The 14,673-nt window shown below is 48.3% G+C and carries 19 protein-coding genes; 8 read left to right on the forward strand and 11 right to left on the reverse strand.

Translation table 11 applies throughout. From position 1 onward, the window contains the following. Window positions 1–72: 72 nt before the first annotated feature. From tolB to tolQ, 4 genes are read right to left on the reverse strand one after another with little or no spacing between them, the layout of a single operon-like run. On the reverse strand, window positions 73–1,371 hold the full coding sequence (gene tolB / locus QUE61_RS01340; protein WP_458574716.1) for a Tol-Pal system beta propeller repeat protein TolB: 1,299 nt from the start codon (window positions 1,369–1,371) through the stop codon (window positions 73–75). Between the two features lie 35 nt (window positions 1,372–1,406). Further along, window positions 1,407–2,183 (reverse strand): cell envelope integrity protein TolA, encoded by a 777-nt coding sequence (gene tolA, locus QUE61_RS01345; protein ID WP_286307171.1) that lies wholly within the window; start codon window positions 2,181–2,183, stop codon window positions 1,407–1,409. Window positions 2,184–2,195: 12 nt separating this feature from the next. Next, window positions 2,196–2,618, reverse strand: coding sequence for a protein TolR (gene tolR, locus QUE61_RS01350; RefSeq protein WP_286223947.1), 423 nt, complete (start codon window positions 2,616–2,618; stop codon window positions 2,196–2,198). A gap of 5 nt (window positions 2,619–2,623) precedes the next feature. Next, window positions 2,624–3,298: a protein TolQ gene (gene tolQ / locus QUE61_RS01355; RefSeq protein WP_286307172.1), complete on the reverse strand. Its 675-nt coding sequence runs from the start codon at window positions 3,296–3,298 to the stop codon at window positions 2,624–2,626. A 104-nt stretch (window positions 3,299–3,402) separates the two neighbouring features. Here tolQ and glyA point away from each other — a divergent pair, with 104 nt between their 5' ends. From glyA to QUE61_RS01370, 3 genes are read left to right on the forward strand one after another with little or no spacing between them, the layout of a single operon-like run. Further along, window positions 3,403–4,650 carry a serine hydroxymethyltransferase gene (gene glyA / locus QUE61_RS01360; protein ID WP_286223949.1) on the forward strand — a complete coding sequence of 416 codons (1,248 nt, stop codon included), beginning with the start codon at window positions 3,403–3,405 and terminating at the stop codon, window positions 4,648–4,650. A gap of 5 nt (window positions 4,651–4,655) precedes the next feature. Further along, window positions 4,656–5,102, forward strand: coding sequence for a transcriptional regulator NrdR (nrdR, locus tag QUE61_RS01365; RefSeq protein WP_108507803.1), 447 nt, complete (start codon window positions 4,656–4,658; stop codon window positions 5,100–5,102). A 10-nt stretch (window positions 5,103–5,112) separates the two neighbouring features. Then, on the forward strand, window positions 5,113–5,325 hold the full coding sequence (locus tag QUE61_RS01370; RefSeq protein ID WP_286307173.1) for a hypothetical protein: 213 nt from the start codon (window positions 5,113–5,115) through the stop codon (window positions 5,323–5,325). Here QUE61_RS01370 and adk read toward each other — a convergent pair. From adk to QUE61_RS01395, 5 genes are all read right to left on the reverse strand, one after another. After that, entirely contained in the window at window positions 5,309–5,971 is a 663-nt protein-coding gene (gene adk / locus QUE61_RS01375; RefSeq protein ID WP_286307174.1) for an adenylate kinase, read from the reverse strand. The two genes, QUE61_RS01370 and adk, sit on opposite strands and share 17 nt — an antisense overlap. Window positions 5,972–6,065: 94 nt before the next feature. After that, a complete protein-coding gene (gene kdsB / locus QUE61_RS01380; RefSeq protein WP_286307175.1) occupies window positions 6,066–6,794 on the reverse strand; it encodes a 3-deoxy-manno-octulosonate cytidylyltransferase in 729 nt (242 codons plus the stop codon). A gap of 9 nt (window positions 6,795–6,803) precedes the next feature. Further along, window positions 6,804–6,995, reverse strand: a complete 192-nt coding sequence (locus tag QUE61_RS01385; protein WP_286226138.1) for a Trm112 family protein — start codon at window positions 6,993–6,995, stop codon at window positions 6,804–6,806. 53 nt (window positions 6,996–7,048) lie between these two features. Continuing rightward, entirely contained in the window at window positions 7,049–8,164 is a 1,116-nt protein-coding gene (lpxK, locus tag QUE61_RS01390) for a tetraacyldisaccharide 4'-kinase (RefSeq protein ID WP_286307176.1), read from the reverse strand. Continuing rightward, the gene (locus QUE61_RS01395) at window positions 8,164–8,625 is read right to left on the reverse strand and encodes an ExbD/TolR family protein (protein ID WP_286307177.1); all 462 of its coding nucleotides are present in this window, start codon (window positions 8,623–8,625) and stop codon (window positions 8,164–8,166) included. Before QUE61_RS01395 ends, lpxK begins: the two co-directional genes overlap by 1 nt. 63 nt (window positions 8,626–8,688) lie before the next feature. Here QUE61_RS01395 and QUE61_RS01400 point away from each other — a divergent pair, with 63 nt between their 5' ends. Beyond that, complete coding sequence (locus tag QUE61_RS01400) at window positions 8,689–8,922, forward strand: type II toxin-antitoxin system HicB family antitoxin (RefSeq protein WP_286307178.1); 234 nt, start codon at window positions 8,689–8,691, stop codon at window positions 8,920–8,922. A gap of 19 nt (window positions 8,923–8,941) precedes the next feature. Here QUE61_RS01400 and QUE61_RS01405 read toward each other — a convergent pair whose 3' ends face one another. Then, the gene (locus tag QUE61_RS01405) at window positions 8,942–9,598 is read right to left on the reverse strand and encodes a MotA/TolQ/ExbB proton channel family protein (RefSeq protein ID WP_286307179.1); all 657 of its coding nucleotides are present in this window, start codon (window positions 9,596–9,598) and stop codon (window positions 8,942–8,944) included. Window positions 9,599–9,950: 352 nt separating this feature from the next. On the opposite strand from QUE61_RS01405, the gene xseA reads away from it, so the two are divergent. The 3 genes from xseA to QUE61_RS01420 all read left to right on the forward strand — a co-directional run bounded on the left by xseA (window position 9,951) and on the right by QUE61_RS01420 (window position 12,708). Next, window positions 9,951–11,150, forward strand: a complete 1,200-nt coding sequence (gene xseA, locus QUE61_RS01410; protein WP_286307182.1) for an exodeoxyribonuclease VII large subunit — start codon at window positions 9,951–9,953, stop codon at window positions 11,148–11,150. An 11-nt stretch (window positions 11,151–11,161) separates the two neighbouring features. After that, window positions 11,162–11,422 carry a HigA family addiction module antitoxin gene (locus QUE61_RS01415; protein WP_286307183.1) on the forward strand — a complete coding sequence of 87 codons (261 nt, stop codon included), beginning with the start codon at window positions 11,162–11,164 and terminating at the stop codon, window positions 11,420–11,422. An 86-nt stretch (window positions 11,423–11,508) separates the two neighbouring features. After that, complete coding sequence (locus QUE61_RS01420) at window positions 11,509–12,708, forward strand: Fic family protein (RefSeq protein ID WP_286307184.1); 1,200 nt, start codon at window positions 11,509–11,511, stop codon at window positions 12,706–12,708. A 356-nt stretch (window positions 12,709–13,064) separates the two neighbouring features. Here the strand turns inward: QUE61_RS01420 and murB are convergent, their stop codons facing one another. Further along, window positions 13,065–14,093 (reverse strand): UDP-N-acetylmuramate dehydrogenase, encoded by a 1,029-nt coding sequence (murB, locus tag QUE61_RS01425; RefSeq protein ID WP_286307185.1) that lies wholly within the window; start codon window positions 14,091–14,093, stop codon window positions 13,065–13,067. A 91-nt stretch (window positions 14,094–14,184) separates the two neighbouring features. On the opposite strand from murB, the gene QUE61_RS01430 reads away from it, so the two are divergent. Beyond that, window positions 14,185–14,670, forward strand: coding sequence for a YajQ family cyclic di-GMP-binding protein (locus QUE61_RS01430; RefSeq protein WP_215371326.1), 486 nt, complete (start codon window positions 14,185–14,187; stop codon window positions 14,668–14,670). The last annotated feature ends 3 nt before the right edge of the window (window positions 14,671–14,673 follow it).

Consider the following 14,673-nt stretch of genomic DNA (forward strand, 5'->3'; position numbering starts at 1 on the left):
GATGGTGTTTTTAAACCGATGGACTGCAAACTGATTAGTATTATGCCTTGAATTATGGATCACTAAAGCGGATTAGCGATCCATAAATGGACCCCAGGATGGTTGACGTACATCGGATCCTGGAACACTCAAAATTTGTTTGACATAGCCATCCACAGAAACTGCCGCTAATACTTTTTTACCCCCGACTTGGGTTGAGTACAAAATGTAGCGACCATTTGCGGCAAAGCTTGGGGATTCATCAAAGCTGGTATCGGTCATGGGTGTGCTATCACCCGTGAGGAGATTCATTAAAAAGAGCTTAAAGCCGCCGCCCGCGCCGCCGATGTAAGCTAAGTACTTACCATCGGGCGAGATGCGTGCTGAGGTTGCATAGGGTTGCTTAAAGCTAATTCGTTTGGCTGGTTCGCCGCGCTCACCATCGGCACTCATCCGATAAATTTGTGGATTGCCGCCACGATCGCTCGTGAAATAAATGAACTTACCGTCTGGAGAAAACTGCGGTTCGGTATCAATCGTATTGCCTTGAGTGAGGCGTCGCAGATTACTACCATCGGCATTGACTCGATAGATTTGCGTATTACCATCTTTAGAAAGCGAGATCGCTAAGCTCTTACCGTCAGGCGCCCAGGATGGGGCGCTGTTATTACCTCGCTCATTGGAAAGAACAATACGACGCCCGCTCGCCAGCTCGTGGACATAAACGATGGGCTTACGATCCTCAAAGGATACATAAGCAATCTTTTGACCATCGGGTGACCACGAAACTGAAATAATGGGCTCACTACTATTGAGCGCGTTGCGCATATTCTGACCATCGGCGTCCGAGATGACTAAGCGATAGCGCTTACCCTCTTTCATGACATATGACAGACGGGTGGAGAATACGCCGCGTTCACCCAAAAGTTTGAAGATGATGTCATCTGAAATCTTGTGGGCCGCAAGGCGCAAGTTATCCTCGCTTGCTGACACGATCAAACCATTGAGGCTCTCACCCTTTCGAATATCGTATAAGCGGTAACGAACCTCATACTGGCCAGGAGATTTTTGGGTGACTGAGCCAACGGCTAGGGCATCGGCTCCGCGCGCCGCCCACGTTTTGAAGTTGGGAATCACTTGATCGTCCTCAACACCGTTACCAAGCTCAATATTTCGGAAGTAACCACTGCGTGTGAGGTTTTGGCGAATCACATCAGAAATCTTGACCGGTAATTTGTCCTCATCTTTAAATCGGGAAACCGCAATTGGATAGAGGGTTTGACCAACACCCTTGATCTCGATGTTCATTTGAGCGTTCACGGGGGCAGTGAATAGTCCCATGAAAATAGTTAGTATTAGCAGGGAGGCAATACGAATGCGCTCATATGTCATGGACATTATTCTAGCCGCTTGCAATGGCCTAGAAGTTAATCCTTGGGCTTAAAGGTCAACTTGATCTGACGCATGGGGATTTTGCCGTTTTCGTCCCGCGGCAGGCTCTCGGCGCGATCAATTGCAATTAGGACCGCACGATCCCAGGCTGGATCCGTGCTGGGCGAGGTCACGGCCCGTTTCAAAATCATGCCATCGGGAGCGAGATCAACTATCACCACCACCGTTGGATTACCACTGGTGGACTCCGTATTAAAGACGATGAGGGGCTTAATCTTCTTACGGACCCGATCGGCGTAGCCGGGCGGGGCATTACCACCTGCGCCCACGCCATCGCCCACTTTGCCACTGCTACCGCCCTCGGCACCTGCAGCTGCTTTTAAACGGGCTAATTGATCCAGGCGTGCTTTCTCTGCCGCGGCAGCTGCTTTTCTAGCGGCTGCGTCTTCTTTGGGATCCACTTTTTTCTCAGGTGGCTTGGTTTCTGCTTTCTTCTCCGGCTTGGGCTCGGGTTTTCTGACCACCTCTTTGGGTGGCTCGGGGGGTGGTTTAGTTTTTTTAATGACGATCTCAGCGGCTTCGGGCTTGATATCCATTTTCGGGGCGGGTGTCACACTTGGAGGTGGAACACTCGCCTCCCAGAGCTCGACCTCAACGCCAGCTGGGCTAGAACTCGTTTTCCAATGAATCCCCAAAGTCAGCAGCGCAATGAGAAAAAGATGGGCCCCTAAGGAGAGTGCAAATGCTTTGGTAGTGCCTGGTTCACGATCCGCATGAAACTGCCAGGAGGCGTTAAGGGTCACGCTACTCATATTGACTCATCATTACTGACTGCGAACGGCTAATCCCACGCGTTTGACGCCGTTTTCTTTTAGGCGTGACATCACATCCATCACCACTTCGTATTTAATGGACTTGTCGGCTGCTAGTACCACCGGTTGCTCAGCAGACTTTTCAGCTTGAGAGCGCGCAAAGGCACCAAGTTCTAATTTAGAAATAGTTTGTGCGCTCTCGCCCTCTTTACGAATCGTAATGGCTTCATCAGCACCAATCGTAATAAAGACCGGGGGTAGGGCTTGCACCTTGGCGCCACCGACGGTTGGAAGATTGACCACTCCGGGGTTAACGAGCGGTGCGGTCACCATAAAGATGACCAAGAGCACCAACATCACATCGATGTAGGGCACTACATTGATGTCCGCAATCGCTTTCCGACGAGAGGAGCGAAAGGATGAACGGCTCGCCATGGGGTTTAGAGGCGAGCGCCTTGGCGTTGCAAAATATTCGTGAACTCTTCGATAAAGGATTCAAAATGAATCGAGAGGCGATCAATATCGGTGGAGTAACGGTTATACGCCACGACGGCGGGGATGGCTGCAAATAAACCAATTGCAGTGGCTACCAGCGCTTCTGCAATGCCTGGGGCAACAGAGGCGAGAGTGGCTTGTTGCACATTGGCCAAGCCTCGAAAGGCGTGCATGATGCCCCAAACTGTTCCAAAGAGTCCAATATAGGGTGACACCGAGCCAACGGATGCTAAGAAGGGTAGATTGGCCTCTAAGCGATCCATCTCACGTTGATAGGCGGCTTTCATCGCGCGCCGTGCCGCATCGATTTCTTTGGCTTTTAAAAACTCTTGCATCCCGGCAGCGAAGATGCGCTCTAAAACCGCTGCATTGGCTTGACTGCCGGCACTATTCATTTTGCGCTGGGCAGCCTCAAATAAGGTTTGTAAGTCACCGCCCGCCCAAAAATCGCGCTCAAAGCGCTCCGTCTCACGCCGCGCTGCGCGTAAGTTTGAGCCCTTACGAAAAATGATGGTCCACGAGGCTACAGAGAGGCTCAAGAGCAACACCATGACCGCTTGGACCAAGATGCTGGCATTGAGAACCAGGGTCAGAATAGAAAGGTCTTCAGTAGGGTTCATAAGGACTTTGTATTATGGAGGGTAATTTTAGCCAATCCTTAACGGATTGCCGCAGTTTAATTGTCGTATTTTGGTATCGATTTGTGATTAATTAGGAAGCCACCATGTTTGATCGTCAGCACACTTTAGCGCACATTGACCCTGAGTTATGGACTAGCATCCAAAACGAGAACCGTCGTCAAGAGGAGCATATTGAGCTCATCGCCTCTGAAAACTATACTTCGCCCGCAGTGATGGCCGCTCAGGGCTCGCAGTTAACTAACAAATATGCCGAGGGTTATCCCGGCAAGCGCTATTACGGCGGCTGTGAATTTGTCGATGTGGCTGAGCAATTGGCGATCGATCGGGTCAAGAAATTGTTTGGAGCCGACGCCGCCAATGTGCAACCCCATTGCGGAGCATCGGCTAATCAAGCGGTTTTCTTAGCCTTTTTAAAGCCTGGCGATACCTTTATGGGCATGAGCCTTGCTGAGGGCGGACATTTATCGCATGGTATGGCCCTTAATATGAGCGGTAAATGGTTTAACGCGATCTCCTATGGACTCGATCAAAACGAAGCGATTGATTACGAGCAAATGGAGCGCTTAGCGCGCGAGAAAAAACCAAAACTCATCATTGCTGGTGCGTCCGCTTATTCTTTGCAGATTGATTTTGAGCGTTTTGCAAAAGTGGCTAAAGAGATCGGTGCCATTTTTATGGTCGACATGGCGCACTACGCAGGATTGATCGCTGCAGGTGTGTACCCCAATCCAGTGCCCTATGCGGATGTGGTAACTTCAACGACGCATAAGAGTCTACGTGGTCCACGCGGTGGCATCATTCTCATGAAAGCTGAGCATGAGAAAGCCATTAACTCTGCGGTATTCCCAGGTATGCAAGGTGGCCCCTTAATGCATGTAATCGCCGCGAAGGCGGTGGCATTTAAAGAAGCCTTAGAGCCTAGCTTTAAAGACTATCAAAAGCAGGTAATTGCCAATGCGCAAGCCTTAGCAAATTCGTTGATTGAGCGGGGCCTGCGGATTGTCTCTGGTAGAACCGAGTCGCACGTGATGCTCGTCGATCTACGTGCCAAGAAAATTACCGGTAAGGAAGCCGAGGCCGCATTAGGCGCTGCACACATTACCGTCAACAAAAATGCGATTCCCAATGATCCTGAAAAACCCATGGTAACGAGTGGGATTCGCTTGGGCTCACCCGCGATGACCACGCGCGGTTTTAAAGAGGCCGAAGCCAAGCAAGTGGGGCAACTGATTGCGGATGTGCTCGATCATCCCAATGATGCCAATCATTTGGCAAAGGTGCGCGAGCAAGTGAATGCACTCACTAAACGCTTCCCCGTCTACGGAAATTAGGTTTCATGCGCTGCCCGTTTTGCCATAGTGACGATACCCAGGTGATGGATACCCGGGTATCGGACGAGGGCGATTCGGTCAGACGCCGCAGGCGCTGCGCATCCTGCGATAAGCGCTTTACCACCTATGAGCGAGCCGAGTTAAGTCTACCTGCGATTGTGAAAAAAAATGGCAGTCGAGTGGAGTACAGCCATGAGAAATTAGTGAGCTCGATCCGCTTAGCGTTACGCAAACGCCCGGTTTCGTCGGATGCGGTTGATGATGCGATCGGACGCATCGAAGAAAAACTGATGGCCTCCGGCGAAAAAGAAATCCCTAGTGAGCGGGTTGGCGAACTGGTCATGCGTGAACTTAAGCGTTTAGATAAAGTCGCCTACATCCGCTTTGCATCAGTCTATCGCAGCTTTGCCGATCTGGAGTCGTTCGAGAGTGCTCTCAAAGAGCTGAAGTAGCTTTACTGAAATGAATTTTTTGCAAATTCATAATGAGCAAAATTATTGGGATGCTCTTGAGCGGGCTTCACAATTTTTTGAGCATCCACCAGAGATGAATTCCCAAGAGGCTGAGGAATTTGAAGTGTTGCTCAGCGCAATCGAAAGCTATGAGTTGCAGCATTACCCAATTGAGAAACCCTTGGGTGGGTCAATCAAGCCTTCAGTTAAGCCAAAGCAGTAAAAATTGCTCTAGTAATATCCTCCACCGAACCTGTACCAGATACTTTGCGATAGGCAGGTGCTTTAACCCCAGCACTTGCTGGCTCGCTCGCCCACTTTGAGTAGTAGTCCACTAGTGGGCGCGTTTGATCCGTGTAGACCTGCAGACGCTTACGTACAGTCGCCTCTTGATCATCATCGCGCTGAATAAGGGGTTCACCCGTTACATCATCTTTGCCATCGACTTTTGGGGGATTAAATTTGATGTGATACGAGCGACCAGAAGCGGGGTGCACGCGGCGACCACTCATGCGCTCAATAATGGCATCAAAGGGCACATCAATCTCAAGTACATAGTCAATCGGCACAGCGGCATCTTTCATGGCTTGTGCTTGTGGAATGGTCCGTGGGAAGCCATCAAAGAGATAGCCTTTGTGGCAATCGGGCTGGGTTAAGCGATCTTTGACTAAGCCAATAATGATGTCGTCAGAAACCAGGCCACCCGCATCCATAATTTTCTTGGCAGCTATTCCGAGGGGGGTACCCGCTTTAACGGCGGCGCGCAGCATATCGCCAGTGGAGATTTGCGGAATACCAAATTTCTCACAAATAAATTGGGCTTGCGTTCCCTTGCCCGCACCTGGAGCACCTAGCAAAATTAAGCGCATGTCATCCCCTGTCTTATTTTTTCATTCCCTATAGTCTAATTGATTGCACCGACTTAGGGCAGATTTATTGGGACCTGCTTCTTAGCGAAATCCCTTAAAAGAAGGCACGCACCCGCGCAAGATCTTCGAGGGTGTCTACGCCGGCTGGTGGCAATTCGGAGACGAGGTGTACTGCGATACGGTAGCCGTGCCAGAGTGCACGCAATTGCTCTAGAGACTCTGCAATCTCTAATGGAGATGTTGCAAGTTGGGCATACTTTTTTAGAAAACCCACGCGGTAGGCATAGATACCGATATGGCGATAGTAAGTAGGTGACGATTGAGTGCGATCGTAGGGCACAGCTGCTCGCGAGAAGTACAAGGCTTCGCGTTGTTGATTGAGGACTACTTTCACCGCATTGGGATTGGTAATTTCCTCAGCACTTTGAATGGCTACAGCGGCTGTACTCATCACGCACTCTGAATTCGCTGCCAGAGTGTCAGCCACTTGATTAATGAGCTCCACCGGAATTAAAGGCTCATCGCCTTGCACGTTCACAATCAGTGCCTCATCATCTAACCCTAAGCGAGAGGCAACTTCTGCAATCCGATCGGTACCACTAGGGTGATCTGCACGAGTCATGAGGACATTGAATCCTGCCGCATGGCAGGCAGCTTCAATCTCAACGGCATCGGTGGCAACCAAAATTTGTTTTGCTTTGGATTGTTTTGCACGCTCGGCCACACGCACCACCATTGGTTTACCACCCAGATCCGCAAGCGCTTTGCGCTCAAGCCGTGTCGATGCTAAACGCGCCGGGATTACAACGGTAAATACGGTCATCGCAAGTAATTATTTAGAGAGAGCAGCAGTTTCTTCAGAACTGAGACTGCGCGCTTCATCAACTAGCATGACCGGAATGTCATCGCGAATTGGGTAAGCAAGTTTATCGACTTTGCAAATGAGCTCGTGTTTATCTTCATCCAAATGGAGCGAGCTCTTACAAATCGGGCAAACCACAATATCGAGTAGATTTCTATTCATCATCAGAGGGCCTTAATCATCACCATGTACTCATCATAGTCCAAGACGTGGGGTTATTTGAGATAGGGATCGGGCCGCGTAATCACCTCTTGCACCCAATCACTAAACACGCGTGGGATCTCTAGGCGCATGGGAACAACCCAGACGCGAGAGTCTTCGATCCCAGCGCATTTAACTGCATCTTTTTCGGTGATTAGGATGAGATCTACAGGAAGTGCTTTGAGATCATTGTGGTGAACCGGTGCATGATCGGGTAAGGCTAGAGTTTGATCAATATGCACCCCCAGTTTAGTGAGTGCATCAAAAAACTTCTTTGGATTGCCAATGGCTGCAAGTGCGCCTACTTTTAATCCAACCAAGCGACTGAGCATTTGGGTAAAGCTAATAGGCTCATTGGGCCGATGGAGTGGATAGGCACTATCGATCATCGGACTCAGGTGCAGTTCGCGAGAGCTGGGAAACGGGTCGTTCGGGGGAGGGGATTCGCTAATAGTGATGGTTGCATCGCGCTCACGCTTAGCACTCTCGCGTAATGGCCCAGCGGGCAAGAGTCTGGCATTGCCATTCCCACGCTCGTCCTCAACGACTAATTCCAAATCGCGTCCGCCTTCGCGCGCAGGCCAGCGTACTAAGGCCGCATGCTGCAAACCATCGTCACTAATGATCACATTGACCTCGGGATCGGACTGTAAAAGCGCATCAATACAGGCTTTGCGTTTGCGATAGACCCAAATGGGCACGCAGTCATGAATGCGTTGCGCCATCAATACGGGTTCATCACCAACTTGATTGGGCTTGCTGGCACGATCAACACGTGTGGGTTGCGAGAGTGATGAGCGAGTATGGGGTTGATAGCCACGGCTAATTACGCCAGGCTTAAAACCCCGCTCAACTAGTGCATTGGCAAGCGCAATCACGAGCGGCGTTTTTCCCGTGCCCCCCACCCGAATGTTGCCCACGATGATGATGGGAACTGGTGCAGCCCGATAGATCCTAAGGGTGTGCAATAGCCCAGAGTCCACGATCAACTGCTTGATCCAAACCACGAGGCCATAGAGCCATGCCAAGGGCAGTAAAACAATACTGATGAAGCGATCGACCAGCGCTCGAATGGGCGATTGAGAAAAAGAAGATTTTTCCCAAAAGCGCGGCGCAGTTTTGAAGAGCATTATTTCTTCGCTTGACTACTAAAGGCGATATTAGGTAGGCCCGCATCACGCGCCAGTTCCAATACGGTCATGACGGCTTGGTGTGGTGCGCGAGCATCGGCATCAATGCTAATACGTAGGTTTTGCTCAGGAGCGGTGTTCATTTGCTTGAGAGCGCTACCTAATTGAGCGCGATTCATAACCTTGCCGTTGAGAGCAAAGCGGCCATCGCTACTCACCGCAATATTGATCTCACGCGCTGAATCGACCGTCTCGACACCCGAAGCTGTTGGCAAGGTAATCGCAATTTCTTGAAATTTGGTAAACGTGGTGGAGATCATCAAAAAGATCAGAATGACCAAGAGGACATCAATAAATGCGATTAGATTGATTTCGGGTTCAGTGCGCGCAAAACGATTGGCATAGGTATTACCAATGAAGAAAGATCTTGCTTTGTGCGATTGATATTTAAAGGGGCTCATTTGTAAAAATAATAACCTTATTCAGGTGATAAAAATTATGTTCTTTTAATTCGATCCTTGATAATGAGACATTCAACTTTCTCCGAAATCATGCTCTACCCTGCAAATTTGATTAACGACGATGACAAAATACTTGTTACGTTTGATGACATCCCTGAGGCCATTACTTTTGGTAAGAATCGCTATGAAGCGCTCATTCATGCAAAAGATGCTCTCAATACTGCCTTGTCTTTTATAGCGAACGTGGGTTGCCTTTTCCAAAACCTAGCAAACCTAAACCTGATCAATTTTTGGTGAGTGCAACACTTGCCCCAGGTTAAGTATCGGGATACAACTTCTTAAATAACTGCCGAGTGCATTCCTCGCACTCACGTTGGCGTTGATCAGCCACTGCGCGTAAGATCCGCCATCCAGCCAATGCTGGGATTGCAATTAAAAGACCAAACGCGGTGTTGTAGAGCGCAATTGAGATGCCGTGTGCTAATTGCTGCGGATTGGTCGCTCCAACGCTTGCGGCATTCACTGCACTACCAATCGTGCCACCTTGGCTACCAAAGATCTCAATCATGCCAACCACAGTGCCAAAGAGACCTAGAAGGGGGGCAATAGTGGCGATTGTTGCGAGCGCACCGAGATAGCGATCTAATTTGGTCCAAAGATTTTGGGCGAGGATTTGTAGCTCTTCGATGGCAACCTCGGCCGAGTGCCCCAGGGCATGCTCACGTAAGACACCAGCCAATAGTCCGCCAATCGGGGAGGAACTCGTGAGGTGATTAATGAAGTTGGGATCATTGGCCAGAGTCGGTGTGGCAGCAAAGGCCTCTTCAATCGACTGTTTGCGAACGATGTGGGTTTTGCGCAAATACCAGCAGCGTTCAAGCAAAATGGCAAGGCCGAGAATGGATATAGCAAGAAGTGGCCAGATTGGCCAGCCAGCAGCGATTAAGATGGAATACATGAACGGTATTTTCATGCAAATTCAGAAAAGCCCAAAAAAGCGGCTGACCCTATCCCAACAAGTAAACCAGTTTCATCGAGCCACGGGCGTTTATACCGGCTTGTGGATAACTCTGTGCAAAACTTTGAGCAAAGTCCACCCTAAGTCCTTGATGGGTGGTGTAAGTCCTTGATTTATGCCTAAAGATCAGTCCATTCAAATGATAAAAATATGCATTTAAATCAATTACTTGCAAATTTTTTGTTGGATGAAAGCGACATTGATAAAGAGCGAGTATTCACTAACTTTCTTACTATTTCGGCCAGCCAAGGCTTGTGGATATGTCGCGACCCGCAAGCCCATATAGTTACTGGAAAGTGACAAATAAATGACGGAAAAATCAAGCCTGATCCTGAGCGTTGGCGATCTAAACCGCGCCATTGCTGAGTCGTTGACCGAACAATTTGAGTTTGTCATGGTTAGCGGGGAGGTATCGAACTTCAAAGCCTATGACAGCGGGCATTGGTATTTCTCTCTCAAGGATGAAGAGGGTCAGATTCGCTGTGTAATGTTTCGGGGAAAAAATCTACAAGTTGGATTTATGCCCCAATCTGGGGATCAGGTCGAGGTGAGTGCATCGGTCAGCATGTATGTACCCCGCGGTGATGTGCAGTTAACGATTCATGCTTTACGCAAAGCAGGCCTTGGAGGTCTATACGAAGCATTCCTGAAACTCAAAGATAAGTTAGCGAAGGCAGGTTTATTTGACGAAGAGCGTAAACGCGCAATTCCATCTCATCCCAGGGCAATTGCAATTGTGACTTCAACACAAGCCGCGGCTCTGAAGGATGTACTCACCACCTTGGCGCGTCGTGCGCCGCACATTCCCATCTACATTTATCCAACGTTGGTTCAGGGCGCGGATGCCCCTGCCGGCATCATCAATGCCATTCAAAAGGCTAATGATGATGGCGTGGCAGAGATAATTCTTCTAGTGCGGGGCGGGGGCAGCATTGAGGATTTATGGGCGTTTAATGACGAGCAGCTAGCGCATACCATTGCCAACTCCGATATACCAATCATCAGCGGAGTGGGCCATGAAACGGATTTCACGATTGCCGATTTCGTGGCAGACCTACGAGCCCCGACACCAACCGGTGCTGCTGAATTAGCCACCCCCAAACGAGAGCAACTCTTACAAGAACTGAAGGGCTATCAAGACACGATCACTCAGCGTCTGGAGCAGCGTCTCGAGCGTGAAGCCCAAACGCTTGATCAAATCAGCCTAAGACTCAAGCACGCTTTGCCAAACCCAGAGCGCATGCGCGAGCAAATTGAGCAATGGCAGCAACGTCTGTCACAAGGTATACGCGTGTATCTAGAGAGCCTGAAACGCAATCAAGCACATTGGCTATCTCAACTCGAAACCCTCAATCCGCAGCGCACGCTTGAGCGAGGGTATGCCGTCATTTTGGATCAGAATCAAAAGGCAGCACGGCAACCCAGTGATATTCGGGAGGATGAGGATTACATCGTTAAACTCGCCACAGGTGAGGTTCTTGCTAGATTCGATAAAGCAACTAAGTAGTGATTTAAAAAATGAAAAGAATAATTACACCAGTTACACCAGGCGAAATGTTGAAAGAGGAATTTTTAAAGCCATTGGGGCTCACAGCTTATCGTCTTGCTGAGGATGTTGGGATGTCGCCTCAAAGAATAAGTGACATTATTGCGGGTAAGGGCCCCATTACAGAGGGGGAGGACCTAAAGCTTTGCCAGTATTTTGGTTTAAGTGCTGGCTGGTGGCTTCGTGGTCAAGATGATTATGATGCTAATAATTCATATAAATCAATAGTTTAAATATTTGTTAACATCGACCAGCGATCTTATTTTAAAGAAAACTTTAATATGATTGCTTCATTTTAAAGTTTTCTTTAAAATAAGGCATGACGATTAAAGCAACCCTTAAAACCCAACGAAGTACTGGGAAGTACATTCAATCCACCACACTTGGGGAGGTGGTTAAAGCGTTTGTGCCAGAGCCACTACCGCCCCAAAGACCAGAGATCGCCTTAGAGAGTTTCCAGGAACTTAATTACAAAGCTGAGATGGCCCTAGCGCGTCTTGCAGGAGTGGCCGCATTGGTGCCTTCGGTCGATTGGTTGCTCTATGGGGCCATCCGCAAGGAGGCATTGCTAACTTCTCAAATTGAGGGGACCCAAGCCACCATTACTGACTTATTTGATAACGAAGCTGGTATACAAGTAAGCAATACCGATGATGTGGAGGAGGTGGTTAACTATATTGCTGCCTACCGGTTGGTGCGTGAGAATTTGCAAGATCCCAAGGGTTTGCCAATTAGCGTTCGACTGCTTTGCAAGGCCCACAAGGTTTTACTAAAAGGTATTCGTGGGGCTGGAAAGCAACCAGGTCAACTTCGACAATCACAAAACTGGTTAGGCGGAACCCGACCCGGGAATGCAGTTTTTGTTCCACCTCCGGCTGATCATGTGGGGAGCTTGATGAGTGAGCTTGAAAAGTTCATTCATGATCAGAATTTCAATTCTCATAAGGTCAACGAGCAAAGACTACCACCTCTAGTGGTCATTGCGCTCGTGCACGCTCAATTTGAAACCATTCATCCATTTTTAGATGGCAATGGCCGTATTGGGCGCTTACTCATATCTGCTCTTTTAGAGGATTTTGGATTGCTGCCGGAGCCACTTTTGTATTTGAGTAGTTATTTAAAGCAACATCAAATGGAATACTACCGACTTCTATCGGCAATACGCGCTGAGGGCGATTGGGAATCGTGGATTCAATTTTTCCTGGAGGCGGTAGATGTTGCCGCCACTAAAGCTGAAAAAAACATTGTTCAAATTGGAGCTTTAGTAGCAAATGATCGAAAAAAAGTGTTCGAATCCCCAGTTGGTGGAACAGCCACGCAGCGCTTATTTGAAATGCTACCGATGATGCCTCGCTTTACGGTAGAGGGGGCGCGAGCGGCTCTAACAACTTCCTACCCAACCGCGAACTTGGCTGTCAAAAATTTAGAAGCCCTGGGTATTATTTCTGAGCAAACGGGAAACAGGAAGAATCGAAGTTTTAGCTACCACCAATATATCCAACTCTTATCAGCAGATTGAATGGTAGCTAATTCGATCCTTAGGTTATCCCAATTCTTGTAAAACAAAATTTGGCTGGGATTTATGCTAGTGAATCAAATGTGCTCCAACTCATAGGAGTGTATTAGCTCACAAACTAAATCAAAAAGGCTTAAGAGCGACTCGTTGTTTGATGAGCAAAGAGCATCTGAAATTTGATCGACAATGAGCAGCATTCGATCGTGATCTTGAGAGTTACGAATTACCGATATAGGGCATATTTGATGAAATTGATCCCATCTTTTATCTAATTTGAGTAAATCCATACCGAATCTTACATCACGGTAGCAAACTAACTTGAGGAATGTATGGTTGTTCCGTGAGCTGTTATCAAATTGTTAAGTAAAGAGAATCGGTTCAACAACTAATTCAACGCCAAAGGTCTCTTTCACCCTTTTCTGAATCTGCTCCGCAAGCCCAAGCAGTTCCCCTGCATTACCTCCACCGCGATGTGTAAGAACTAGGGCCTGTTTGTCGTGAACCCCCACATTACCCAGTTGCATCCCTTTAAAGCCGCATTGGTCGATGAGCCATCCAGCAGCAAGCTTGCTATGCGTAGCCGATTCTGGATAACTCACCATCTGGGGAAAATGTTCTTTTAAAATTTGCAATTGCTGATTGGAAATTACAGGATTTTGAAAAAAACTACCGACATTTCCAATCACCTTGGGATCCGGTAATTTTTGAGTACGGATTGCGCACACTGCTTCAAATATTTCAGGGGCAGTGATCGCATCAACTGAGCGATTAGCAAAATGGTTGGTGAGATCGGCGTATGACAGGCGTGGTTGCCATACCTTGGGTAGATTAAAAATGACTGCTGTGATCACAAAGCGATTCCGTTCATCTTTAAACACACTGTGCCGATAGGAAAATTGGCAATCCGCTTTGGATAGACTGACCCACTGATTGGTTTGGCAATCATAGGCTTCTACCGCATCGATGTACTCTTTCACCTCAACCCCATAGGCGCCAATATTTTGGATGGGCGCTGCGCCAACCGTGCCTGGAATCAAAGCAAGGTTTTCAAGGCCCCGATAGTTTTGATCCAAGGTCCAGCCAACGAAGTCATGCCAGTTCACCCCAGCTCCTACCCGCAATCGTGTATTTGAATCACGATTCTCTAGAATCTCGATGAAATCGATGTCCATGAGGAGGGTGACTCCTTGTAATTGGTCGGGTAAAACAACGTTACTACCTCCTCCAAGAACGCGATGGGATAACCCGGCATTTTTGGCCCAGCGAATCGCAGCGGGGATTTGCTCAGCTTGGGTAATGGGTAACACCCACTCGGCCACCACTTCAAAGCCTAAGGTATTACGATCCTCTAAGGAGTAATTGGCGAGTGGCTTGTAATCAAAGTTCATGCCACAATCTTATTCGGGTTTTGCATGAAGAACGAAATTGGTCTAAAAATAGCAAAACCGTCATGATTACAACATTCGTTTGGAGAGGTAAATGCCGTCATTTGATACTGTGTGCGAACCCAATGTCGTGGAGCTCAAAAATGCTGTCGAGCAAGCCAATAAAGAAATTACAAACCGCTTTGACTTTAAAGGTTCAGACGCGCGCGTCGAGCAAAAAGATAACGAACTCATTTTGTTTGCTGATGATGACTTTAAATTAGGGCAAGTGCGCGATGTACTCTTTAGCAAAATGGCCAAACGCAATGTGGACGTAAGGTTTTTAAAAGACGATAAGACCGAAACGATGTCAGGCGATAAGCGAAAGCAAACTATGAAACTTTTAAAAGGCATCGAGCAAGAGCTTGCTAAAAAGATCGTGCGCATCATCAAAGACAGCAAAATTAAAGTGCAAGCGAGTATTCAAGGTGATGCGGTGCGCGTGACTGGTGCCAAGCGCGATGATTTGCAGACTGCGATGGCGTTGCTGCGAAAAGAAGCAAGCGAAGCCCCTCTGGCGTTTAACAATTTTCGCGACTAATTT

Origin of the sequence: Polynucleobacter sp. HIN5 (assembly GCF_030297555.1) — a bacterium.
Taxonomy (GTDB): domain Bacteria; phylum Pseudomonadota; class Gammaproteobacteria; order Burkholderiales; family Burkholderiaceae; genus Polynucleobacter.